We start from the raw sequence: 22,856 nt of genomic DNA, 5'->3' as shown, positions 1-22,856 counted from the left end.
TCCTGAGAAGGCATATACCGTCACTTACGCGGCCACCTGCGCTACCCCTCAAAGTTTTCGAACCGCTCCTTCAGCCGGTTGCGCGCACGATAGATGCGCGTCTCGACAGCTTTCTCCGTGGTGCCGAGCAGCTCGGCAGCCTCGGCCTGGCTGTATCCCTCGACAGTGACCAGCACGAGCGCCTCTTGCAGCCGCACCGGCAAGCGCCCGATTTCGGCCTGGACCAGCCGCAGCTGTTCGCGGGCTCCGGCAACATTTTCGGGATTGGGGGCATCGTCGGCAACGGCGTCGGCTTCCCGCCCGTCCGGCAAACTAAGGAAGCCCGCAACTTTCCTCCGGCGGAGCCTGTCGCGGCACCGGTTGAGAACGATTGTCGTCAAATAAGGACCGATGGGCTTGCTCGGATCGAGGCGATGCCGTGTCAGCCAGACCGAAGCGAGACTGTCCTGGACGACATCTTGGGCCCGCGAGGGTGAACCCAGCATACGCGTGGCGAGCGCAATCAACCTAGCGATCTCATGCTCGACCAGAGCTGTGAACGCCCGCTTGTCACCGGCTATCGCCCGCCCGATCAGAGCTTCGTTCGAAGTGTCATCCACCACTGCCAAGGCTGATCAGTCACGCGGATCGCGCGTGAGGGCCGCGGACACTTTCCGGTCGAACTGAAGCTGCTGATCGGGATCGAGAATTTCCCGCATGTCGAAGACGTGGCGCACGGTCGCTTTTTGCAAATCGCCCATGCGCGCATGCACCTCGTCGATCGCGGCACTGACTTCGGGCCCGTATTCGTGCTCGGTTTCCATTGCCTGGGCGAGCTGGGCGTTGGCTGCGCGCGCAGAGGCTTCGAGCCTTGCCTGTTCTACCGCGAAACGCGCTTCGAGCGCGTCGAGCCGCTGCTCCTGATCAGCCGTGAGCGAGAGTTCATCGTGCACGAACTGGTGCAGGCTACCCTCGGCATCGTTGTTGGACCAGCGATCGGCGGCAAGCGCTCCGAGGCATCCGGCGAGCGCCGCCAGCAGGACCGCGAGGACAAGGTGAAACTTCTTCAACGCCTATGACCCCACATGAAGCAAAGCAGCGGGCGACAGGGATTCTCCGCCAACGAGGCTCTCGCCAACAATTTCTGTAGGAGCGCCATATTCGGACGGCCATCCGCTGGTCCCTGCGCCTGCCGCCAGGCCGACGACAAACAGACCGGCGAACAAGGCCATTCTGCGTCGCTGATCGGCAATTTCGCCAAGCTGTCCTGCGCGCTGCCAGACGCCGTTCATGAAGTCGGGCGGCACGTCGCCAGCCTCCTGCGACGCCATCGTGCCGAGCATCGCATCGAGTGTCTGATTATCACGCATCCCTTGCTCCTGTCGGTTGCACGGTTCCTATACGCGACACTTCGCGCAAACCCTCAAGATAATTTGAGGGCAAGAAGCAATTGATGCGTAAAGGCATTGAGTCAAAAGCACGCGTCGTTTGCCGGCGCAGAATTTGCGCGGACACATTCTGGCAAAGTCATTCTGCTCGGCGCGGCCTCAGGAAAGGCAAATGTAAATGAGTTTCATCAATCCATCAAAACCGTTCAGTCGTTCGCTGGCGGCTTCGCTCCTCCTCGCCCTTGCAGCCTGCTCGAATGCGGCCCAGGCCGCGACATACACGATGTACCGCGACGCAGGGTGCGGGTGCTGTCTTAACTGGGCCGGTCACGTAGAACACGGGCTCGAAGCGGAGGTCGCCTCGGTCGACTCCGACGACATGGCTGCACTAAAGACAGCCAGGGGTGTACCGCAGGATCTGTGGTCGTGCCACACGATGGAAGTCGATGGCTATATCATCGAAGGCCACGTGCCGGCCGATGCCGTCGCGAAGCTATTACGCGAACGCCCCGAAGGAGTGGCAGGCCTGGCCGTGCCCGGAATGCCGCTTGGCTCGCCCGGGATGGAACTCGGGGACCAGGTGCAGCCCTATGATGTCATCGCCTTCGGCCCAGGCGGGCGGAGCGTGTTCGCATCCTACCCGTGAATATGGGCAGCCCTTTTTGCGCCAACTCTGACGGAGGACCATCATGTCGGACTATTCGGTCAAAACCTCAATTTTCATATGGGGCTGGACACTCAGCCTCTTCCTGCTTTTCAGCTACCTGATCTGCATCGGTTTCGGCCTGCTCGCGCCCGAACAGGCGCACATGCACGAAGCGTGGGCGCCGCTGCTTCCCGGTTTCGAGTGGCTGACCCTCTCGGGCTTTCTGGCAGGCGCTCTTGGAAGTTTTTTGTATGGTTGGTATATTGCTTTAATCGCGGTGCCGCTTTTCCGATATTTTCAGAAGCGTTTCAGTCGATAGACAGAGCTTGTCGCGGTAACTTGGTCCAAGAGGGGCAAGGCCTCGTCTGGCTCATTTCGATCGCATATTATTACTGGAGCTAGAGCCATTCCCAGAACTCCGTCCCAAGGAGAGAGGCGATCCCTGTTAGTTCACGTCGCCATCGGCGCTGTTCTGGGTGTAGTGATTCTTCACCCGCTCACGACGCTCGTCTTTTGGTACGAGTTTGGTGCCTTGGCCTTTGCCGACCAAGACAGCGCACTCAGCTTCATAATCGACCGGACTCTCTCCGCGTTTGCGTTCGAAATGTTTGCAATGAGCTTGATATATGCCGCGATCGGCGGCGCGATCGGACTGGGTTTTGGAGTGTATCATGTTCGGCTCGTGCACGAGCGGTCCAGAGTTCGCTTTCTGGAACGCGAACTCAATGAAGAACTTCCATTACTAATAGCTCGCGGCGAAAGCGAGCAGCTGGAATTCAAATCTTCCTTCCGTTGGGACAGGCGTCAGGAGAAAGTCAACCGCAGCTTGCAGCAAGTCATCGTCAAAACCCTGGCGGGGTTCCTCAACCAAGAGGGCGGCACTCTCCTTATCGGTGTCGAAGATGATGGCAGCATCGCGGGCATCGAGGCGGACATGCAAACGCTTAAGCCCGCCAACCAGGATGGCTTCGAACGTTTATTGATGGACACAGCAAAAGAGGGTCTTGGAGGACACGCGTGTGCTCTGATCCATTGTAGGTTCCACAAACTCGAGGAAAAGATCGTTTGCCGAGTTATTGTGGAGAAGAGCTTGGAGCCGATCTATTTTTCCGAAGGGAGCGTGGCCCGGTTCATGCTGCGAGCAGGCAATAGCACGCGTGAGCTCGATGTGCGCGAAGCTCAGGCTTATCTCCAGCATCGCGGGAAAGTGAGCATCTAACCGCTGGTCTGTGGGACAGCACGCGTGTTCGGAGCGCTTTGTCGATCGGCTCAGTTCCTGCAAATTTATGATGCGGTTGGGGCTTCGCCCCGCCACATACTCAAAAATATTGAGGGATGAGCCCCGACCGAACGTACTGTCCGGCATGATCTTTCTTGAACGGGAGACCATCGACAGGGGAAAGTCTTGCAAGACCATGAGCACGAGAATCAAAGCGAAACAGCTGGCTCGATAACCCTGCTGGGCGGCGTGGCGATGGGAACCGGCGTCATGATCGGTGCCGGCATATTCGCGCTGACCGGGCAGATCGCCGAGCTTGCCGGTCCGCTCTTCCCCTTATCCTTCATCGCTGGCGCGCTGGTAACCTCGCTGGCGGCGTACAGCTATATCAAGATGTCGAACAAATGGCCGTCTTCGGGCGGCATCGCGATGATCTTGCAGAAAGCATACGGACCCGGCGTGATCGCCGCCTCTGCCTCGCTCCTAATGGCGCTGTCGATGGTGATTAACGAGAGCCTCGTGGCCCGCACCTTTGCCACTTACGCGCTGCGCCCGTTCGGCCTCGAAAGCAGCGGGTGGCTCGTTTCTCTCGCAGCGCTTGCCGTCATCATTTTCGCCTATCTCGTCAATGCAGCGGGCAACAGGTCGGTAAGCGGCTTCTCGCTTATCATGTCCGCCATCAAGATCGGCGGCATCGCGCTGTTCGCAGTCGCCGCGATCTTGGCCAGCGGTTTTTCATCAGGCGCATTTTCGCAGCCCGTCTCGCTGACCAATGCAGAAGCCCTGCTCGCCTCGGTTGCTTTCTCGATCCTCGCCTTCAAGGGCTTCACCACGATTACCAATAGCGGCGGCGAAATCGTCGACCCGCACAAGAATGTCGGCCGGACGATCATGATCTCGATCGCGGTCTGTATCGTGATCTATCTGCTTGTCGCAGTGGCGGTGGGTTCGAGCCTGAGCATATCCGAGATCGTCGAGGCGCGCGATTATTCGCTCGCAGCAGCGGCGCGTCCGGCGCTGGGAGAACTGGGCTTCTATTTCACCGTCGCGATCGCGATCGCCGCAACGACTTCGGGCGTGATCGCGAGCGTATTTGCCGTGTCGCGCATGCTTGCGATGCTGACCGACATGAAGATGATCCCGCACAGCCATTTCGGCATGAGCGGCGGGATACGCAGCCACATGCTGGTCTATACGGTGGTCATTGCCGGGACGCTTGCCGTCCTGTTCGATCTGTCGCGGATCGCCTCGCTGGGCGCCTTCTTCTACCTCGTCATGGATATGCTGGTGCACTGGGGCGTCCTGCGTCACCTGCGCAAGGAAGTCGGCGCGCGAGCATCAATACTTCTTACAGCACTCGCGGCAGATGGCGTGGTCCTCGCAGCCTTTACCGCGGCCAAATTGCGCAGCGATCCTGCCGTTGTCGCCTATGCGGCGATCGGCATCGTCGCGGTGTTCGTGGGGGAATGGATCTACCTCTCGCGCAATTCCGAAGCGCCCGCTTCTCACAAAGATGATCGGTCAGGAGAGAAGAGTTGATGGCACCTTCTTCAACCAGCTTTGCCGCTTTTACGCCGGGCTTTTTCGAAACCGTTTCCCGAAAACCTGAGTTGACGAAGCGAAACGTCAAGAAAAACAGATGGAGCGATTCATGACGACCCGAACAGCGGCGGTCTACCGCATGGTGATGGAGGACCATGTCTGTCCCTATGGCATCAAGACGGTCGATCTTGTCAAGCGGCAAGGCTTCGAGGTCGACGATCATCACCTGACCAGCAGGGAGGAAACCGATGCGTTCAAGGACAAGTACGACGTCGAGACCACCCCGCAGACCTTTATCGAAGGCAAGCGCATTGGCGGCTATGACGATGTCCGCGAATTCTTCGGCAAGAGCCGCTCGCAGCCTGAGGAAGGCGAAACCAGCTATCAGCCGGTCATTGCGATTTTCGCGGTCGCGCTGCTGCTCGCGCTAGGGCTGAGCTGGGCGTTTTTTGACGACCTCTTCACTGTCCGGGCCGCAGAATGGTTCGTGAGCCTGTCGATGACCCTGCTCGCCGTTCAGAAGCTTCAGGACGTGCGCAGTTTCTCGACGATGTTCCTCAACTACGACCTGCTCGCACGGCGCTGGGTGCCCTATGGCTTCGTCTACCCGTTCGGCGAAGCCGCTGCCGGCATTCTCATGACCGCGGGCGCGCTGACCTGGCTCTCGGCCCCGCTGGCATTGTTCATCGGCACAGTCGGCGCTGTCAGCGTCTTCAAGGCTGTCTACATCGACAAGCGCGAGCTTAAATGCGCCTGCGTGGGCGGCAGCAGCAATGTGCCGCTCGGCTTTGTCTCGCTGACCGAAAATCTGTTCATGATCGGAATGGGTCTGTGGATGGGCGCGAAGCTTCTCGCATGATCACCGCGCTCCTTCTCTCCGTCTTTCTGTTCCTCTCGGCTGTCGCTTCGCACCTTGCCATTCTGGGTGTCGGTCACCGGCTTCTCGACCGGCGCCGCGATACGCAGGCAAAGCTTGCCGTTTCGCTGCTCGTGCTCGCGTCGCATTTCCTCGTGGCGATCCTTTTTGCCGCAGGTTTCTGGCTGGGCGCGCAATGGGGCCTGGGAGGTTTCGACAAGGCGCCTTCCATGGACTGGATGGACTACTTCTATTTCTCGCTCATCAACGTGACCACACTGGGCCTGGGCGACATTTATCCGACCGAGCACCTGAGAGTCCTGGCCGGCGTCGAGGCCCTCACCGGCTTCGCTCTCATCAGCTGCTCGGCGCAGCTATTCTGGACCATGATGCACAAAGGAGAAAAAGCATGACTGAAAAGACGACCCACTCGGACAAGGGAGGGGGCGGCAGCTACTGGCGATTCATGGCCATGGTGTCGACCTCGACCGTGATCATGTTCTTCCTGATGTATGCCAACACCTTTACCGTCGATGATCTTTTCTGGAGCGAAACGCGCTTCTGGATGATGTTTGTCATGGGCGCGATGATGATGGTTGTCATGCTGCTCTTCATGTGGGGCATGTACAAGGACCGGACCAAGAACTTCATTATTCTGGGCGTCGGCGCCTTCGTGTTCGCCCTCGCGCTGTGGCTGGTGCGCAGCCAGACCACCGTCGACGATACCGAATATATGGCAGCGATGATCCCGCACCACTCGATCGCGATCATGACCAGCGAACGCGCGAGCCTGAAGGATCCTCGCGTGCGCGAACTCGCTCAGGCCATCATCGTCGCCCAGCGCCGCGAAATCGCCGAGATGAAATATCTCATCGACGATATCGAGCAGAACGGTCCTCGGACCGAAGAACGCCTGCCCGAGGAGATGCAGCCATGAACAAGATAGCTTTCACGGCGCTCATCGCGCTACCGCTTGCCGCCTGCAATTCGAACACCGCTCCGGGCAACGACCGCGAAGCCCAGCTCGACCCGCCTGCCACTGCCGCGCCGATCGAGGATGCGGCCAGTGCACTGGCAAATGTTGACTCAGGCCTGATGCTTCCCGGGACCATGAATGACGCGGATCTTGCTGCTCTGGGCGCAGGACAGGCCTGCCAGTTCCGCCTGACCGAAGTGGCCTTTCCCTCATTTGTCTATGACGGCGACGGGGGCGGAGCAATCAAGATCAATGGCAAATTGATCCCCGTCACTGCCGATGGCCCCGGCAGCTATTCGAACGGTGAGCTTCGGATCAGAACCCGCATGCTGGATGATGAAGGCGATGCGAGCCTGCAGATGCAGGAGATGATCGTGGCAGCGCCAAGAGCCAAGGATGAGTTTGGCTTTTGGGGCTATACCACCTGTCCAGCCGAGGGAGCCTGATACTGGCAGGGCGCATGGGCGGGCCGTCGGTTACCCCATGCGCCCGCGCCTCCGCCCTTCGTCGCCCTCACCAGTTTTAACAGGAACAAGCAGATGACCGATACGAGGCCCATCGCTGTCTTCGGCGCAGGCGGGAAGACCGGCACCGAGCTACTGAGGCATGCCCTTGCCCGGGACATACCGATCCGCGCCTTCGAACACACGGTGCCCGGACCAGACGAGCGGGTGGGCGACTTCGAATATATCGAATGCGATGTGCTGTCGGACGATTTCGCTGGCGATCTCGATGGCTGCCGCGCGGTTATCTCGACCCTCGGTGTCGCTTTTGGTCCGGGCAATGCGATCGATCCACCGCCGCTTTATACCGATGGCACGCGCAACCTGCTCGGGGCGATGGCACAGACGAAGATCGACCGCATTGCCGTGATCTCCGCTGCCTTTGTCGAACATCAGTCGAGCGTCCCGGCCTGGTTTGAGCTCACCGCCAAGCCTGCATTGTTCAATATACTCGAGCAGATGCGCGCCATGGAAGCGATGCTCAGCGACGCCCAAGGTATCAAATGGACGGCCGCACGGCCGGGCTGGCTGCTGGATGAGCCTTACACCGGCGATGCCGTCATTACGGACGAACGCTTGGCAGAAGGCTGTTTCCGCTGCCGTCATGCTGATCTAGCGGCGAGCCTGCTTGAATTCGTGTGCGAAGATACCTGGATCAACGCAAAGCCTGCCATCGGCAGGCCCGAAGCCGAACGTTTCGAAAGTCCTGCCGCCATCAAGGCCGAACTCGGGATCGATTAAACGTCGTAACATTTTTCAATCTGTAACGAGCCCGAACGTTACAGACTTTGAGCAACAGACAAGGAAGTCGCATGTTTCTGGAGAAAATCAAAACCCCCGGTCTCTCACACCTTTCCTACATCATCGGCTCGGGCGGAAAGGCAGCGGTCATCGATCCGCGCCGGGACTGCGAGGTCTATGTCGAAAAGGCCCGGGCCGAAGGGCTGGAGATAACGCATATCTTCGAAACCCATCGCAATGAGGATCTGCTCAGCGGCTCGCCGATCTTGGCCAATTTGACAGGAGCCACGGTCTATCACGGGCCCAACGCGGCAGGCGAAGTCATCTTTGCCAGGACCGCGCGCGAAGGCGATTGTTTCGAGCTGGGTCAATTGAAGATCGAAGTGCTTGAAACACCTGGACACACCGACGATCATCTCGCTTTCGTCATCCATGACAGCGAATATTCCGAGGGGCCGGTCGGCGTCTTTACCGGCGATGCCCTGTTCGTCGGCGATGTCGGGCGCACCGATTTCTATCCCGAGCGCAAGGAAGAAGTCGCGGGCCTTCTATTCGACTCCCTGCAGAAACTTTGCGGCCTCGGCGATCAGGCGATTATCTACCCGGCGCATGGTGCGGGCTCGGTCTGCGGGTCGGGAATGGCGGACCGGGAATTCTCGACAATCGGCCACGAGCGGCGCAACAACCCGCGCCTGCGCATCTCCGACCGCGACGAGTTCATCGAGGCGAAGGTAGCAGAGCACCACTACCAGCCGCCCTATTTCCGGCTGATGGAGCGGCTCAACCTTGCAGGGTCCGATGCCGCGCCGCGCGTCATGCGGCCAAGGCGTCTGGGGCTGGAAGACCTTAGCGAGAGCGGCGCCGATCACCTGGTCGATGTGCGCGAGCCGCTCGCCTACGCTGCCGGCCATCTGCCGGGTGCCATGTGCCTTCCGGTTGGAATGATACCGGCCTTTGCCGGATGGTTCCTCGGTGAAGGCGACAGGATCGCCCTCATTGCTTCCGAGGAAGGCCAGCTAGCCCAGGCCATGGCCCATCTGGTGCGCATCGGTCTCGATAATGTTGTGGGCGGCTATGTCGGCGTGGTTCCAGCCGCCGCACAGGGCAAAGCGATGCGCAGCATTCCCATGATTGGCACCGAGGAAGTCGCGCGCAGGCTCGATCAAGACAGCGGCGAGTGGACCTTGCTCGACGTGCGCGACGCGGACGAACGGCAAGAAGCAAGCATCGACGGCTCAGGACATATCTATGTCGGTGAGCTCAACACGCGGTGGGAAGAGCTCGACCGCGACCGCCACTACACGCTGATGTGCGCGAGCGGCATGCGGGCGAGCGTTGCGGCGGGTTGGCTGGCCAGCAAGGGTTTCGAGCACCTCGATATCTATCTGGGCTCTATGGGGGCGTGGACAAACGCCTCCGGCTGAAGCGCCAAAATCTTGAAAAGCAAGCCAAAATCTTTTGCGAGATTTTGCTCGTATGTGGTAGGTGAGCTTGCTCTTCGCTCAACGAGCAGCGCGACCGGGCGCTTTATCCATCGAGTGACTTCCTGGTCCTCGAACGAAGACGAATGCCAGCGCCCCCAGGATAGCGATATTTTTGAGCAAAGGACCTGTGTGACCTGGGGCGATATGGATCGCAAGAGTTATCGGAACGAGGGTAAGAAATAACGCGGTGCATGAGAGCCGGGTCATCCACCCCAAGGCCAGTGATGTTCCTGCACCGATGAAAACCAAGCCAGACAGCCACAAAAGAATGGACGCATCTCCAATTAGAGCAACGTGATCTTTCCATGGCGACAATGCCATCCGGCCCAGCATATATTCATGCGCAAGAAAATGCCCCAATCCGCCTATGATGAATATGAGGCTCAAACAGAGGCGGAAGACCGGATCGATCAATCGCACTTTTGCGGCCCATGTCGCTAGGCTGTTTTCCATATTCCGGATCATAGAGTTCTTTCCCCCTCAGGTTGATACGTCGATGGCAGACTTATTGGGTGCGCGGACCAGTTTCTTCGGGAGGCGTCTGTGGTTCACCCAAAACGTTGACCGGCAGTTTCAGATAGATCGTACCGTTTCCTTCTGCGCGAGGCATATTCCCTCCGCGAATGTTGACCTGGATTGATGGCAGGATGAGGCGCGGCATACCCAGCTGGTTGTCGCGCTCCTCACGCATGGCTACAAATGCATTCTCGTCGACCCCGGCATGGATATGAATGTTGCTGTGCTTTTGTTCTTTCACCGTCGTTTCCCATTGGTGCTGCGAGCGGCCCTCCGGCAGGTAGTCGTGGCACATAAACAGCCGCGTCTCCTCCGGTAGCTCGAAAATCCGGCGAATAGAGCGATAGAGCGTGCGTGCATCGCCGCCGGGAAAATCGGCCCGCGCCGTGCCGTAATCGGGCATGAACAGCGTATCGCCGACAAAGGCGGCGTCTCCGATAACATAGGTCATGCACGCGGGCGTATGTCCCGGCGTATGGAGTGCCTGGGCCGATATGGCGCCTAGGTCAAAGCTGTCATTATCGGCAAACAAATGGTCGAACTGGCGTCCATCGCGTGGCAGGTCCACTCCGGCATTGAATATCGGCCCGAAGGTGTTCTGCGTGACGGTGATCTCGCTACCAATAGCAAGTTTGCCGCCTAGTGCGCGGCGGATGTAGGGTGCGGCGGAAAGGTGATCGGCATGGACATGGGTTTCCAGGATCCACTCGCACTTGAAATCCATTTGCCGGACGAATTCGATCACTTTATCGGCGGACTTAGTCGCCGTTCGCGCCGCTGCGGCATCGAAATCGAGCACCGGATCGATCACCGCGCACGCCTTGGTTGCAGGATCGGACACGACATAGGTCACGGTGTTCGTGTTCGTGTCGAAAAATGCCTCTATGTCGGGTTTCATCGAATAGTCTTTTCGTATGCTGGTTGAGAGCGGTTCTGCGTAGGTCAGTCCTGCGCCCGGTCGACGTAATTACGGACGAAGTTTTCCAGCGCCGGTTCGTCGCACACGAAGCCCATATCCGCCGCCTTCTGTAGGGTCGCATCGCCGCTCATTCCCTGCTGCGACGCCAGATGCATTATTGTGAAGGCTCCTGCGCGCTTGCCCGAGGCGCAATGGACCAGCACCGGCTTCGGAAGCGCTTCGACACTGGCCCTGAACTCATCGACGAGCTCGTCCGATATGGTGCCGCCCGCCACCGGCAAGTGACAATATTCAAGGCCGAGCGATGCCACCACTTCACCTTCGCGGTCCGGGGCGAGAGGCTGATCCGCCTCATCCTGGCAGCGCAGGTTGACGACCGCCTTGTAACCATCCTCCGCCAATGCGCGCAGGTCGCCCTCGGAAGGCGGAGCGGTCGAGACGGCGAATCTGCCATTGAGGATCTTGATTTGGGTCATAAGGCATCATCCTGGTTCAGGTTCAAAGGTCCGGGTCCGCGATTGCGCGGCAGCAGATTACGATTGACTTTATATTCATACCTTCGCATATATGCAAGTATGAAAGCCGAAGATATTCGCGATCAAGCCGAAAAGGCGGTGGCATTGCTCAAGGCGCTGGGCAGCCACAACCGCCTGATGATCGCCTGCCAATTGGTTGAAGGCGAGCGCAGCGTGGGCGAGCTGGCCGAACTGCTGGAACTTCGGGAAACCGTGGTTTCGCAGCATCTGGCGCTTATGCGGAAGGATGGCCTGGTCGCAGCGCGGCGCGATGGCCGCACGATCCATTATTCGCTTTGCGGCGATGCGCCGCGCCGGGTGCTGGAAACGCTCTACGCCATCTATTGCAGCTCCGCCGACGATACGACCGGTCCAGCAGACGGCCATTGAACAGGCTTTCAGTTATGTTGGACAATCCCGGATGATGGATATCGGCGTCATCGTGGCGCTCCTATCGCTTACCTCGGGCCTCCTCGTGGGCTTTTCGCTTGGACTACTCGGCGGTGGGGGATCGATCCTCGCAGTGCCGTTGCTTGTGTATGTCGTCGGTGTTCACGACACCCATGTCGCTATCGCCACGTCCGCTGCTGCGGTGGCGGCCAGCGCCTTGGCAAACTTATTGTTCCATGCGCGAGGCGGCAATGTGAAGTGGCGCTGCGCAGGCCTATTCGCAGCATTCGGCGTTGTCGGAGCTGCCGCCGGATCAAGCCTGGGAAAAATTACATCGGGCGATCTGCTTTTGGGCCTGTTCGGTCTGGTGATGATTGTCGTCGGCCTCTCGATGCTGCGCGAGAAATCGGGCGGATCCGACCCGGATGTCCAGCTCACCCGAGCCACGGCGCTGCGCCTCACCCCGCGCCTCGCGTTCGGAGGATTGCTGGTAGGCGGACTGTCCGGTTTCTTCGGTATCGGCGGGGGCTTTCTGGTGGTGCCGGGTCTGGTTGCCGCGACGGCCATGCCGATTCTCAACGCGATCGGCTCCTCGCTGGTCTCTGTAGCCGCTTTCGGTACGACCACAGCCGCCAATTACGCCCTCGACGGACTCGTCGATTGGGAGATTGCCGCGTTTTTCATCGGCGGCGGCGGTATAGGCGGCTGGCTGGGTACTCGCGCATCGAACCTGTTGGCTAAGCGCAAACGAGCGCTGAACTTTATATTCGCGGCGGTCATCATCCTCGTTGGCATCTTCATAAGCGGCCAATGGGCGATAACAGCCATAACGTGATCGCTGCCTTTTCGAACCGAATTGTCCGAAGGATCAACACTGCTGTTCACCGGGCGAAGCTCAAGCCGCGCAGACGCAGGGCGTTGCCGATCACAGACACCGAAGACAAGCTCATCGCCGCTGCCGCGATCATCGGGCTGAGTAGCACTCCGAAGAATGGAAACAGTACGCCTGCTGCGACCGGAATGCCGAGCGTATTGTAAGCGAAGGCGAAAAACAGGTTCTGCCGGATGTTGCGCATCGTTCCGCGCGACAGCACGGTGGCCTGCACCACTCCTGTCAAATCACCACGAACCAGTGTGACCCCGGCGCTTTCGATCGCCACATCGGTACCAGTGCCCATGGCAATACCAACATCGGCGGCAGCCAGCGCAGGAGCATCGTTGATCCCGTCCCCGGCCATGCCGACCCGGCGACCTTGCGCTTTCAGCTCTTCGATCTTGCGGTGCTTGTCTTCGGGCGAGACATTGGCGTGTACCTCGTCGATACCCATTTCGCGCGCGACCGCTTCGGCAGTGCCGCGGCTGTCGCCCGTGAGCATAACGACCCGGATATCGCGCTTGTGCAGAGCCGCAATGGCCGCTGCACTGGTAGGCTTGATCGGATCGGCCACCGCGATGAGCCCTGCCGGACGGCCATCGAACGCAACGAACATCACCGTCTGACCCTGCTTGCGGCCATTTTCGGCCGAGCCGAGCCAGGCCTCGTCATCGATCCCGACGCGCCGCATCATCTTTTCGTTGCCGATCGCAACCCGGCCCCCCTGGACATTGGCTTCAACACCTTCCCCGGTCGTCGAAGCGAGATCCGTGGCATTGGCGGGCGAGACGCCGCGCGCTTTTGCGCCTTCGACGATGGCATGGGCCAGCGGATGCTCGCTGCCCATTTCGACACCTGCAACCGCTGCCAGGAATTCAGTTTCGTCGATGCCGTCTGCAGGCTTCACCGCCACCAGATCGGGCTTGCCTATCGTCAACGTGCCGGTCTTGTCGACCACCAGCGTATCGATCTTCTCGAGTGTCTCCAGCGCTTCGGCATTGCGGATCAGGATGCCGTGCTGGGCACCCTTGCCTGTGCCTGTCATGATCGACATCGGCGTAGCGAGGCCAAGCGCGCAGGGACAAGCGATGATCAGGACCGCAATGGCATTGACCAATGCGTAGGCAAGCGCAGGGGCGGGACCCCAGATTGCCCAGACCACGAAGGTGGCGATGGCGATCACAACCACCGCAGGCACAAACCAGCCAGCCACCTGATCGGCGAGCCGCTGGATCGGTGCGCGGCTGCGCTGCGCGTCGGCCACCATCTGGACGATCTTGGACAGCATCGTGTCCTTGCCCACGCCGGTTGCGCGCATGACGAACCCTCCAGTCTGGTTGACCGTGCCGCCGATGACAATGTCGCCAGCCTGTTTGGCGACCGGAAGCGGTTCGCCGCTGATCATGGATTCATCGATCGCGCTCGATCCCTCCTCGATTTCGCCATCGACGGGAACCTTGTCGCCGGGTCGAACGCGCAGACGATCGCCTGTGGTTAGCTGATCGAGCGGCACCTCGCGCTCGTCGCCTGAGCCAAAGATCTTGACCGCGCTGGGCGGTGCCAGCTCGAGCAGTGCGCGCAAGGCGCTCGAGGTCGAACCCCTGGCCTTGAGCTCGAGGACCTGTCCGAGCAGAACGAGCGTCGTGATGACCGCTGCCGCCTCGAAATAGACCCCGACCCGTCCCGAATGGTCGCGGAACGCTGCAGGGAACAGATCGGGCGCGACCGTCGCCACGACGCTAAAAAGATAGGCGATGGCCACGCCGAACCCGATCAGGGTGAACATGTTGAGATTGCGCGTCTTGAGCGACTGGATGGCCCGAACGAAGAACGGCCAGGCGCCCCATAGAACCACCGGGGTTGCGAGCGCAAATTGCGCCCACTGCGCCCAGGCCGGTTCTATCAGACGGTCGAAACTGAGCCCCGGTGCCATGTCGCTCATCGCATAGACGAACAGAGGCAGCGTGAGCAGCGCGCTCCACCAGAACCTACGCAGCATGTCGACCAGTTCGGGGTCGGGGCCATCGCCCAGCGAAACGGTTTCCGGTTCGAGCGCCATGCCGCAAATCGGGCATGAACCCGGCCCGGGCTGGCGGATTTCAGGGTGCATCGGACAGGTGTAGATCGTGCCTTCGGGCACATCCTCGACCGCGTCGAGATGCGCGCCCGAGAGATAGAGCTCGGGATCGGTGACGAACTTGTCGTGACAGCGCGGCGAACAGAAATAGTGTGTCGCGCCCTCATGCGTCGCGATATGCTGAGCCCCGTCGATTGCAACGCTCATGCCGCATACCGGGTCGATCGCGGTACCCTCGATCACACTCTGGTCCTTGCTCATCGCCTGTCCTTCCTAGCTCTTCACGACTACGAACTGCCCCATCATGCCTGCATCCTCGTGTTCGAGAATGTGGCAGTGATACATGTAGGGCAGGTCTGGGTCGGTGTGTTCTTCAAAACGCAGGAGAAGGCGTACCTGCTCGCGCGGGTTGACGATCACGGTATCCTTCAAACTGGTTTCCAATGGTGGGGGCGCTCGGCCATCGCGGTCGATCACACGAAACTGGACGTTATGGATATGAAACGGGTGGGCCATCATCGAAGCGTTGGCGATCTCCCAGATTTCCCATTGGCCGACTGGCACACGTTCGTTGATCACATTCATGTCCATCGCAGCACCGTTAATGGACATTCCGCCGCCCATCATGCCCATGTCGAGAACGAAACGCCGGGTTCGGACGGCTGACGACGGGTCGGTTGGAGCAAGCGATGCCAGTTGTGTCGGCACCCTGATGCGCTGGGCCGAACTTGCCGGCCTGATATCGAGGATTTGAAACACGTCTGCGGAAGCATCGCCGCTATCGCCGCGCCCCATCATCCCGCCGCCCATCATTCCGCGTCCGCCCATCATGCCCATGGCGTTTTCGGGACTGCTGGCAAGAAGGCGAAGCGGGCGTCCTTCCGAGAGATCGATAATTACCTGCGCGCGCTCCCCCGGGGCGAGCCTGACCGAGCGGACGATGTGCGAACGATCGAGCAAGCCGCCATCGCTCGCGATCAGTTGCATCGAACGATCACCTTCGAGCGAAAAATCGTAAAGGCGGGCGTTCGATCCATTGAGGATGCGCAGCCGCAATTGGCCTGTCTGTGCGTCGAACACAGCGTTTTCAGTGCCGTTGACGAATATCCGGCTCCCGCGCACGCCCATCATCCGCGCGTGCATACTCAGCGGGTACACCAAGCGGCCGGATCCATCGATCACGCGGTCCTGCACGATCAGCGGAATGTCGTCGACGCCATAGTCGCTCGGCAAGTCGAGGCGCTCTTCCTCGTCGTCGCGAACATAGATCGGCGCGGCGAGCCCGGCATAGACCTGCGGCCCGGCTCCGCGCTCCAAGTGTGAATGATACCAGTAGAGCGAAGCCCGCTGGCGAACTTGGAAAGAAGGCCTCCAGCGTTCGCCGGGACGGATCAACTGATGCGGTCCGCCATCGGCTGCGGCAGGAAGTTCGAAACCATGCCAATGGACCGTAGCGCCTTCGGCCAGCTTGTTGTCGATATGGAACTGCACCCACTCGCCCCGGCGCATTTCCAGCGTCGGTCCCAGATAGGGTGCGTCGATGCCGATGGTGGGCGAAGCAACACCGGTGACGAATTCCTTCTGGCCTGGGGTCAAAGACAAGCGGAAAACCCGTGCGCCCTGCTCAATCTCGCCACGCTGCAAGGGCGGTATAGCGAGCAAATTGGATCCGTCAGTGCTGTCCAGCATCGATGCGTCTTGCGCTTTGCATCCCGCAAGCGGGAACGCGGCAAAGCCTGCAGCAGCAAAACCAGCGCTTTTGATCAGTGTGCGGCGGTCCACGGGGAATGCCTGGGTTATGCGGGGTGTCCGGATCATGCTCCTCCTGTTTCGCGATGGGCGGCACCAGATTTGCCTGGCACCGCCCAACCGATTTACTCCTTCGTGATCGACGTGATCACACTGCCTTCAGAACCAGTACGAAATTCAAAGGCAATGCCCTCACCGACGCTTACTTCGCTGCGCAGTTGCTCATCGGCTTCGAACGCCATGGTCATTGCCGGCCATTCGATTGCGGGAACCGGGCCGTGGTCGACGGTGATCGTACCCGCTTCGGCGTCGATGGCGGTGACGGTGCCTTGCGCACTCGCGGACTGCATTGCGTTGCCGGTATCCGCCATCGGCATATCCTGGCCGTCCATCATCATTGCATCTTCAGCCATCGGCATGTCCTCCATCTCGGCAGTGTCCTGGCCAGAATCGCAGGCTGCCAGCGCCAGCGGCGCGGCCAATAGGGTTATGAGGGTTGTGTGACGCATTCTTCTTCTCCTTGGGGTTGGGTTGGCCGTTCCGGCCGGGGACGACGCAGCAACAGATAGGCTGCGGGAAGCACGAACATGGACAGGAGCGGCGCGGTGATCATCCCGCCGATCATCGGCGCGGCGATGCGGCTCATCACTTCGGAGCCAGCCCCAGTGCCGATCAGGATCGGAAACAGGCCGGCGAGGATGACCGCGACGGTCATTGCCTTGGGCCGGACGCGCAACAATGCCCCTTCACGGATGGCGGCGGAGACTTCCTCCGCATCCGGGTCCTCACCGCGCCGCTCCAGCGCAGCTTTCAGATAGATCAGCATGATGACGCCAAATTCGGCTGACACCCCGGCCAGCGCGATGAAGCCGACGGCGGTCGCGACCGACTGGTTGTATCCCATCAGGTAAAGCAGCCAGAAGCCGCCTGTCAGCGCGAACGGCAAGGTGCCCATGATGAGCAGCGCCTCGTCGAACCGGCGGAAGATCAGGTAAAGCAGCAGGAATATGATCGCGAGCGTAGCCGGAACGACGATCTGCAGACGTTCGTAGGCCCGCGTGAGATATTCAAACTGCCCGGCATAGGACAGGCTGACGCCCGGAGGCAGATCGACCTCGGCCGCGATAACCTCCTGCAGATCGCCAACCACAGAAGACAGATCGCGCCCGCGCACATCGATATAGACATAGCTTGTGGGACGGCCCTGTTCGCTCTTGAGCATGGGCGGGCCGCTGGTCACACGCACCTGCGCAACGGTACCAAGCGTGATCTGCTGACCAGACGGGGTCAGCACCGGCAGATTGCGCAGCTCGTCGACACTGTCGCGGATCTCGCGCGGATAGCGAACATTGATCGGGTATCTTGCGAGGCCTTCGACTGTACGGGCCACATTGGCACCGCCAATTGCGCCGGAGACGATCTGCTGCACGTCGGCGATGTTGAGACCGTAGCGGGCCGCTTCCAGCCGGTCGATATCGACATCGACATAGCGGCCTCCCGACAGCCTTTCAGCCAGCGCAGAACTGACGCCGGGAATGTTCTTTGCCGCCTGTTCGATCTGGAGCGCGACGCGTTCCAGCTCGCCGAGATCTTCGCCCGAAACCTTGACCCCGATCGGGCTCTTGATCCCGGTTGCGAGCATGTCGATCCGGTTGCGGATCGGCGGCACCCAGACATTGGCAAGGCCAGGCACCTGCACGGCGCGGTCCAGTTCCTCGACCAGCATATCCGGTGTCATGCCCTCGCGCCACTCATCGCGTGGTTTGAAGCGGATGGTCGTCTCGAACATTGTGAGAGGGGCGGGATCGGTGGCGGTATCGGCGCGCCCGGCCTTGCCGAACACGGTTTCGACTTCCGGTACGGTCATGATCAGCCGGTCGGTGCGCTGTAGCAGCGCTGACGCCTCTCCGGGAGACAATCCAGGCAGGGCGCTGGGCATGTAGAGCAGGTCGCCTTCGTCGAGCGGCGGCAGGAATTCGCCGCCAAGCCGCGAGAAGGGAACGAGCGTGGTCAGGAAGACCAGCCCAGCGATGACCAAAGCGGTCTTCGGGCGGCGCATCACCCAGTCTAGCCCGGGCCGATAGGCCCGGGTCAGCACGCGATTGACCGGGTTGCTGTCCTCTGCCGGAATCTTTCCGCGCACCAGCCATCCCATCAGCACCGGAACCAGAGTGATCGACAGGATCGCAGCAGCCGCCATGGCATAGGTCTTGGTAAAGGCCAGCGGTGCGAACAGCCGTCCCTCCTGCGCCTGCAAGGTGAACACCGGCAGAAACGACAAGGTGATGATCAGCAGGCTGAAAAACAGCGCCGGGCCGACTTCCTTCGAGGCATCCGCGACGATCCGCCAGCGCTCCTGGACGGACAGAACCGTGTCAGGGTTCTCCTCGGCCCAGCGCTCCAGATGCTTGTGGGCGTTCTCGATCATCACCACCGCAGCATCGACCATCGCGCCGACCGCGATGGCGATCCCGCCAAGAGACATGATGTTCGCGTTTACGCCCTGAAAGCGCATCACGATGAAGGCCGCGAGCACGCCGAGCGGAAGGGTGACGACCGCGACGAGTGCCGAGCGCGCGTGCCACAGGAACAGCAGGCACACCAGGGCAACGACAATGAATTCCTCGATGAGCTTGGAGGTCAGGTTTTCGACCGAAGCATCGATCAATTGCGAACGGTCGTAGGTGGTGACGATCTCGACCCCTTCGGGCAGGCTTGCCTGCAATTGTTCGAGCTTCGCTTCGACCGCCGCAATTGCGCTGCGCGCATCGGCGCCCTGGCGCAGAATGACGATACCGCCGGCAACCTCGCCTTCGCCGTTGAGTTCCGCAATGCCGCGCCGCAGCTCCGGGCCGATCTGGATATTGGCCACATCGTCCAGCGTTACCGGAGTGCCGCCCGCTTCGGCGCGCAAGGGTATGCTGCGAAAATCCGCCAGCGTGCCGAGATAGCCCGAGGCACGGACCATATATTCGGCCTCGCCCATTTCGACGATAGAGCCCCCGGTTTCCTGATTGCCTGCCTGCACCGCGCGGACCACTTGCGCGTGCGTCACGCCCAGCGAAGCCATGCGATAGGGGTCGAGCACGATCTGGTACTGCTTGACCATGCCGCCCACGCTGGCGACTTCGGCGATGCCGGGAATGGTTTTCAGCTCGTAGCGCAGGAACCAGTCCTGCAGGCTCCTGAGCCCGGCCAAGTCGTGACCGCCGCTGCGGTCGACCAGCGCATATTCGTAGATCCAGCCCACCCCGGTTGCATCAGGGCCGAGTGTGCTCTGAACCCCGTCGGGCAAGCGGTTCTGGACCTGGTTCAGATACTCCAGAACGCGAGAGCGCGCCCAGTAAAGGTCGGTCCCGTCCTCGAAGATCACATAGACGTAGCTGTCTCCGAAAAAGGAATAGCCGCGCACGGTCTTGGCACCGGGGACCGACAGCATGGTCGTGGCCATCGGATAGGTCACCTGGTCCTCGACGATACGGGGCGCCTGACCTGGATAGTTCGAGCGGATCACCACCTGTACATCGGAAAGGTCCGGCAGGGCATCGACGGGCGTCGTCCGTACCGCCCAGAAACCGGCCAGCGCCAACCCGATCGCTGCCAGCACCACGAAAAAGCGGTTGGCGATCGAGCTATCGATGATGCGCGCGATCATTGGCCGATTTTCCGGATCGAGACGATGCGCGGCCCCGTACTGGCTTGCACAAATGTGAAGGAGACCCGGTCGCCGCGCGCAAAACCGCGCAGCTGTTCCGGTCCTTCGCTGGCAAAGGGCATGGTCATTGCCGGCCATTCGAGCGCAGGCACCGGACCGTGGCGCAAGGTCACGCTGTTGGCGTTTATGCGCTCGATCGTCCCGGTCGCGCGATAAGTCTGCGGTTCATCTGCATCGTCCGACCCTCGGTCTTCGCTCGCACCGGATGGTGCCTGATCGACGGGACGCACGTCGATGCCCGCAAGGCTGGCTTCGGAATCGAGCAGGAACTGGCCCGAGGTGACCACTCTCTCTCCTGCAGCCAGCCCGGCAAGGACTTCGGTCCGTCCGTTCGCTTCGCGGCCGATACGGATTTCGGCGGGCCGATAGCCGCCACCTCCCTGCGCGATCATCGCCAGGGTCCGCTCGCCGGTGCGAATGACAGCTTCCGAAGGGACCAGCAGCGCTTCGCGCCGTTCAGGCGCGAGCATCACTTGGGCAAACATTCCCGGCTTGAGCCGCAGGCCCGGATTGGGCATCGCTGCCCGCACGGTTATCGTGCGGCTCGCATCTTGCGCGCTCGGCAGAATGGCGATGATGCGTCCGGCAAACCGTTCGCCGGGAAAGGCAGTGAGCGTGGCGCTCACCGGCTGCCCGACACGCGCGTTGCCAGCCAGTGCCTCGGGTACCGCCGCCTCGAGCCAGATCGGACTGTACCCGCTGATCTCGGCCAGCGATTGGCCCGCCGCCACGGTCATGCCCGGCCTTACTGCGAGCGACGTGATCGCGCCCGATTGCGGTGCTGTGACGGTGATGATCGTTTGCGGTCTTCCGCTTCGGGTGACCGAGGCGATCATCGAGTCCGGCATGCCAAGCAGCCGCAGGCGCTCGCGGGCGGCCCGGGTCAACGCTTCGTCGCCGGTTGCGGCAACAGCAAGATACTCGTTTTGTGCGCCGCCCCATTCGGGCACAAGAATGTCGACGATCGGAGCGCCTCTGGCAATCAGGTCCTGCGGTGCATGGCCGTAGGTCCGCTGAACATAGCCGCCGGCGCGCGGCTGAACGATCGCCATCTCGCTGCCGTTATATGCGAGCGTGCCGGTGACGCTGATTTCAGGCTCCAGCACGCCATATTCCGCTTCAGCAGTCCGGATCCCGAAATTCTGGACGAGCGTCGAATCGATACTCACACCCCCGGCGCCCTGCGCGTCGCCGCCCGCGCATTTGGGGACCAGCTGCATGTCCATGAAAGGAGATTTGCCCGGCTCGTCGAAGCGCTGGTCAGGGACCATCGGATCGTACCAATAGAGCACGTCCTCGCAGCCCGTATCTGTCGCTGCATCGCCGCCGCTCTCGCTGCCGAGCATTGAGAGACCGTAGCCCGCCAACAGACTGACCAGAGCAATACCAAGTCCAGCCGCATACATGCGCTGGCGCGGTGTGAATCGTTCGAGCGCGGAGTTCATGGCCTGCTCTCCCCGTAGGTCAGTCGCAGCCTCACCGCCGCCTCGACAGCTGCCTGTTCGCGCTCGAGTATCTCCAGTTCGAGCAGCGCGAGCGCGGATTTCGCCGCAATCACATCGACGAGATCGGCACGCCCGGCCGCGAAACTCGCTGTATCGAGGTCCGCGCGGTCGCGCGCCAGCGGAAGAAGCTCGTCACGCGCGCGTCCCCATTGCCGCACTGTGCTGCGCCAGGTTGCCAGATCAGCTTCGAAACCGGCAACCAACGCGCGCCTGCGATCCTCGCGCTCGGCCGATGCGGCAGCGGCTTCGGCTTCGGCAGCGGCAATGCGCGGATTCTGCCGCCGGTCGGTAAAGATCGGCAGTGTAATGGACCCCATGATCGACACCGCATCGCCGAAATCAGGATTGCGGCGACCATAGGTGACGCTCACCCCGAAATCGGGTCGTTTCTCGGCGCGTGCGAGCGCGACACCGGCTTCGGCCCGGCCTCGTTCGGCATCGGCCAGCAGGATTTCGGGATTGCTTTCGAGCTCGAACCGCAGCTGCTCCTCATCGAGGACAGCCGATGGCGCGGCTCCCAAAGCAACCGGATCTGCGAGCGGTATATATCGGGAAATCTGCGCTTGCGCAGTCTCGCGCTCGGCTTCGATAGCGGTAATCGCGTCTTCAATTCCGAGTAGCTCGCGCCGGATTGCCAGGCTCTCCGCCGGGCGGGCCGACCCCGAAGCAACTGCACTGTTGGCAACCGGAACGAATGCTCTCAGGTCGTCCAGCGCAGCCTGGGCAAGATCAAGCCGCGCTTGCGCATAATGGAGCCGGACCCAGGCCGTGCCCGCATCGGCGAGAAGAATACGCTCGGCCATGCCAAGGCGTGCCTCGGCGAGCCGCACTTCCGAACTGGCAACGCCGAACCTCGCCCGTCGACGGGCGAGATTTGGGATTTCCTGCTCGATACCGATTGCGATCTGCGTGGGGAGTTGCCGGTCTGGGTCGAACGCGGCAGGTCCGGTCACAGGAAGGTTCATGATACCTGCGCGTACGCGCGGATCGGGAAGCTCATCCGCCGCTTCCGCTGCCTCGCGCCGCGATTGTACACGCAGCGCGCCAGCTTCCAGAACGGGTTGTTCGCCTCGTGCTACCGCCAGTATTTCCTCGTATCCGACAGACTGTGCTTGGGCAGTCTGCGCGGCGAGCAGGGCCGAAAACGGCACCCAGCCAATGCGCCAATCCATAATTCTTACTCTTTCAAAGCGAGCTGACCGGGAAGGGCCACGGCGCACGCGGGCGAGCAACCGGGCGCTGGGCCTGTTTATCCGTCAAGC

24 protein-coding genes are annotated in these 22,856 nt (G+C 61.0%); 12 read left to right on the top strand and 12 right to left on the bottom strand.

What is annotated here, in order from left to right:
- Positions 1–41 precede the first annotated feature (41 nt).
- The 3 genes from ADAD_RS0108880 to ADAD_RS0108870 are packed head-to-tail and all read right to left on the bottom strand — an operon-like array spanning position 42 to position 1,349.
- On the bottom strand, positions 42–599 hold the full coding sequence (locus tag ADAD_RS0108880) for an RNA polymerase sigma factor (protein ID WP_370178334.1): 558 nt from the start codon (positions 597–599) through the stop codon (positions 42–44).
- A 15-nt stretch (positions 600–614) separates the two neighbouring features.
- Entirely contained in the window at positions 615–1,049 is a 435-nt protein-coding gene (locus tag ADAD_RS0108875; RefSeq protein WP_010412783.1) for a periplasmic heavy metal sensor, read from the bottom strand.
- A 3-nt stretch (positions 1,050–1,052) separates the two neighbouring features.
- Positions 1,053–1,349: a hypothetical protein gene (locus ADAD_RS0108870; protein ID WP_029140031.1), complete on the bottom strand. Its 297-nt coding sequence runs from the start codon at positions 1,347–1,349 to the stop codon at positions 1,053–1,055.
- A 196-nt stretch (positions 1,350–1,545) separates the two neighbouring features.
- Between ADAD_RS0108870 and ADAD_RS0108865 the strand changes: the two genes are divergently transcribed.
- The 10 genes from ADAD_RS0108865 to ADAD_RS0108820 all read left to right on the top strand — a co-directional run bounded on the left by ADAD_RS0108865 (position 1,546) and on the right by ADAD_RS0108820 (position 9,274).
- Entirely contained in the window at positions 1,546–2,013 is a 468-nt protein-coding gene (locus ADAD_RS0108865) for a DUF411 domain-containing protein (RefSeq protein ID WP_033193265.1), read from the top strand.
- 43 nt (positions 2,014–2,056) lie between these two features.
- Positions 2,057–2,332 carry a hypothetical protein gene (locus ADAD_RS0108860; protein WP_010412775.1) on the top strand — a complete coding sequence of 92 codons (276 nt, stop codon included), beginning with the start codon at positions 2,057–2,059 and terminating at the stop codon, positions 2,330–2,332.
- A 213-nt stretch (positions 2,333–2,545) separates the two neighbouring features.
- A complete protein-coding gene (locus ADAD_RS0108855) occupies positions 2,546–3,232 on the top strand; it encodes an AlbA family DNA-binding domain-containing protein (RefSeq protein WP_225982095.1) in 687 nt (228 codons plus the stop codon).
- Positions 3,233–3,487: 255 nt separating this feature from the next.
- Positions 3,488–4,771 (top strand): APC family permease, encoded by a 1,284-nt coding sequence (locus tag ADAD_RS0108850; RefSeq protein WP_010412769.1) that lies wholly within the window; start codon positions 3,488–3,490, stop codon positions 4,769–4,771.
- Positions 4,772–4,883: 112 nt separating this feature from the next.
- On the top strand, positions 4,884–5,633 hold the full coding sequence (locus ADAD_RS0108845; RefSeq protein ID WP_165327860.1) for a glutaredoxin family protein: 750 nt from the start codon (positions 4,884–4,886) through the stop codon (positions 5,631–5,633).
- Complete coding sequence (locus ADAD_RS0108840; protein ID WP_010412763.1) at positions 5,630–6,043, top strand: potassium channel family protein; 414 nt, start codon at positions 5,630–5,632, stop codon at positions 6,041–6,043. Before ADAD_RS0108845 ends, ADAD_RS0108840 begins: the two co-directional genes overlap by 4 nt.
- Entirely contained in the window at positions 6,040–6,567 is a 528-nt protein-coding gene (locus ADAD_RS0108835; RefSeq protein ID WP_010412760.1) for a DUF305 domain-containing protein, read from the top strand. Before ADAD_RS0108840 ends, ADAD_RS0108835 begins: the two co-directional genes overlap by 4 nt.
- On the top strand, positions 6,564–7,052 hold the full coding sequence (locus ADAD_RS0108830; RefSeq protein WP_010412757.1) for a DUF6692 family protein: 489 nt from the start codon (positions 6,564–6,566) through the stop codon (positions 7,050–7,052). Before ADAD_RS0108835 ends, ADAD_RS0108830 begins: the two co-directional genes overlap by 4 nt.
- 93 nt (positions 7,053–7,145) lie before the next feature.
- The gene (locus ADAD_RS0108825) at positions 7,146–7,850 is read left to right on the top strand and encodes an NAD(P)-dependent oxidoreductase (RefSeq protein WP_010412754.1); all 705 of its coding nucleotides are present in this window, start codon (positions 7,146–7,148) and stop codon (positions 7,848–7,850) included.
- A gap of 71 nt (positions 7,851–7,921) precedes the next feature.
- Positions 7,922–9,274, top strand: a complete 1,353-nt coding sequence (locus tag ADAD_RS0108820; protein ID WP_010412751.1) for an MBL fold metallo-hydrolase — start codon at positions 7,922–7,924, stop codon at positions 9,272–9,274.
- 78 nt (positions 9,275–9,352) lie between these two features.
- Here ADAD_RS0108820 and ADAD_RS16665 read toward each other — a convergent pair whose 3' ends face one another.
- The 3 genes from ADAD_RS16665 to ADAD_RS0108810 are packed head-to-tail and all read right to left on the bottom strand — an operon-like array spanning position 9,353 to position 11,245.
- Positions 9,353–9,799, bottom strand: a complete 447-nt coding sequence (locus ADAD_RS16665) for a DoxX family protein (RefSeq protein ID WP_081432281.1) — start codon at positions 9,797–9,799, stop codon at positions 9,353–9,355.
- Positions 9,800–9,839: 40 nt separating this feature from the next.
- A complete protein-coding gene (locus tag ADAD_RS0108815; protein WP_010412746.1) occupies positions 9,840–10,748 on the bottom strand; it encodes an MBL fold metallo-hydrolase in 909 nt (302 codons plus the stop codon).
- A gap of 44 nt (positions 10,749–10,792) precedes the next feature.
- Positions 10,793–11,245, bottom strand: coding sequence for a beta-lactamase hydrolase domain-containing protein (locus ADAD_RS0108810; protein ID WP_010412743.1), 453 nt, complete (start codon positions 11,243–11,245; stop codon positions 10,793–10,795).
- A 99-nt stretch (positions 11,246–11,344) separates the two neighbouring features.
- On the opposite strand from ADAD_RS0108810, the gene ADAD_RS0108805 reads away from it, so the two are divergent.
- Complete coding sequence (locus tag ADAD_RS0108805; RefSeq protein WP_010412740.1) at positions 11,345–11,674, top strand: ArsR/SmtB family transcription factor; 330 nt, start codon at positions 11,345–11,347, stop codon at positions 11,672–11,674.
- Positions 11,675–11,705: 31 nt separating this feature from the next.
- Positions 11,706–12,509, top strand: a complete 804-nt coding sequence (locus tag ADAD_RS0108800) for a sulfite exporter TauE/SafE family protein (RefSeq protein ID WP_010412736.1) — start codon at positions 11,706–11,708, stop codon at positions 12,507–12,509.
- Between the two features lie 46 nt (positions 12,510–12,555).
- On the opposite strand, the gene ADAD_RS0108795 is transcribed toward ADAD_RS0108800, so the two are convergent.
- Genes ADAD_RS0108795 through ADAD_RS0108770 form a run of 6 tightly spaced genes read right to left on the bottom strand, consistent with a single transcriptional unit; the run spans position 12,556 to position 22,766 of the window.
- The gene (locus tag ADAD_RS0108795; RefSeq protein ID WP_010412733.1) at positions 12,556–14,886 is read right to left on the bottom strand and encodes a heavy metal translocating P-type ATPase; all 2,331 of its coding nucleotides are present in this window, start codon (positions 14,884–14,886) and stop codon (positions 12,556–12,558) included.
- Between the two features lie 12 nt (positions 14,887–14,898).
- The gene (locus ADAD_RS0108790; RefSeq protein ID WP_049762430.1) at positions 14,899–16,443 is read right to left on the bottom strand and encodes a multicopper oxidase family protein; all 1,545 of its coding nucleotides are present in this window, start codon (positions 16,441–16,443) and stop codon (positions 14,899–14,901) included.
- 56 nt (positions 16,444–16,499) lie between these two features.
- Complete coding sequence (locus tag ADAD_RS0108785) at positions 16,500–16,883, bottom strand: copper-binding protein (RefSeq protein WP_225982093.1); 384 nt, start codon at positions 16,881–16,883, stop codon at positions 16,500–16,502.
- The gene (locus tag ADAD_RS0108780) at positions 16,862–20,029 is read right to left on the bottom strand and encodes an efflux RND transporter permease subunit (protein WP_010412724.1); all 3,168 of its coding nucleotides are present in this window, start codon (positions 20,027–20,029) and stop codon (positions 16,862–16,864) included. Before ADAD_RS0108780 ends, ADAD_RS0108785 begins: the two co-directional genes overlap by 22 nt.
- The gene (locus ADAD_RS0108775) at positions 20,026–21,534 is read right to left on the bottom strand and encodes an efflux RND transporter periplasmic adaptor subunit (RefSeq protein ID WP_011413841.1); all 1,509 of its coding nucleotides are present in this window, start codon (positions 21,532–21,534) and stop codon (positions 20,026–20,028) included. The genes ADAD_RS0108780 and ADAD_RS0108775 overlap by 4 nt, the downstream gene beginning before the upstream one ends.
- A complete protein-coding gene (locus ADAD_RS0108770) occupies positions 21,531–22,766 on the bottom strand; it encodes a TolC family protein (RefSeq protein WP_010412718.1) in 1,236 nt (411 codons plus the stop codon). The genes ADAD_RS0108775 and ADAD_RS0108770 overlap by 4 nt, the downstream gene beginning before the upstream one ends.
- Positions 22,767–22,856 lie beyond the last annotated feature (90 nt).

The sequence above is a fragment of the Citromicrobium sp. JLT1363 genome, from assembly GCF_000186705.1.
In the GTDB taxonomy this organism is placed as follows: domain Bacteria; phylum Pseudomonadota; class Alphaproteobacteria; order Sphingomonadales; family Sphingomonadaceae; genus Alteriqipengyuania.
This window is presented reverse-complemented; position numbering and strand designations above follow the sequence as displayed.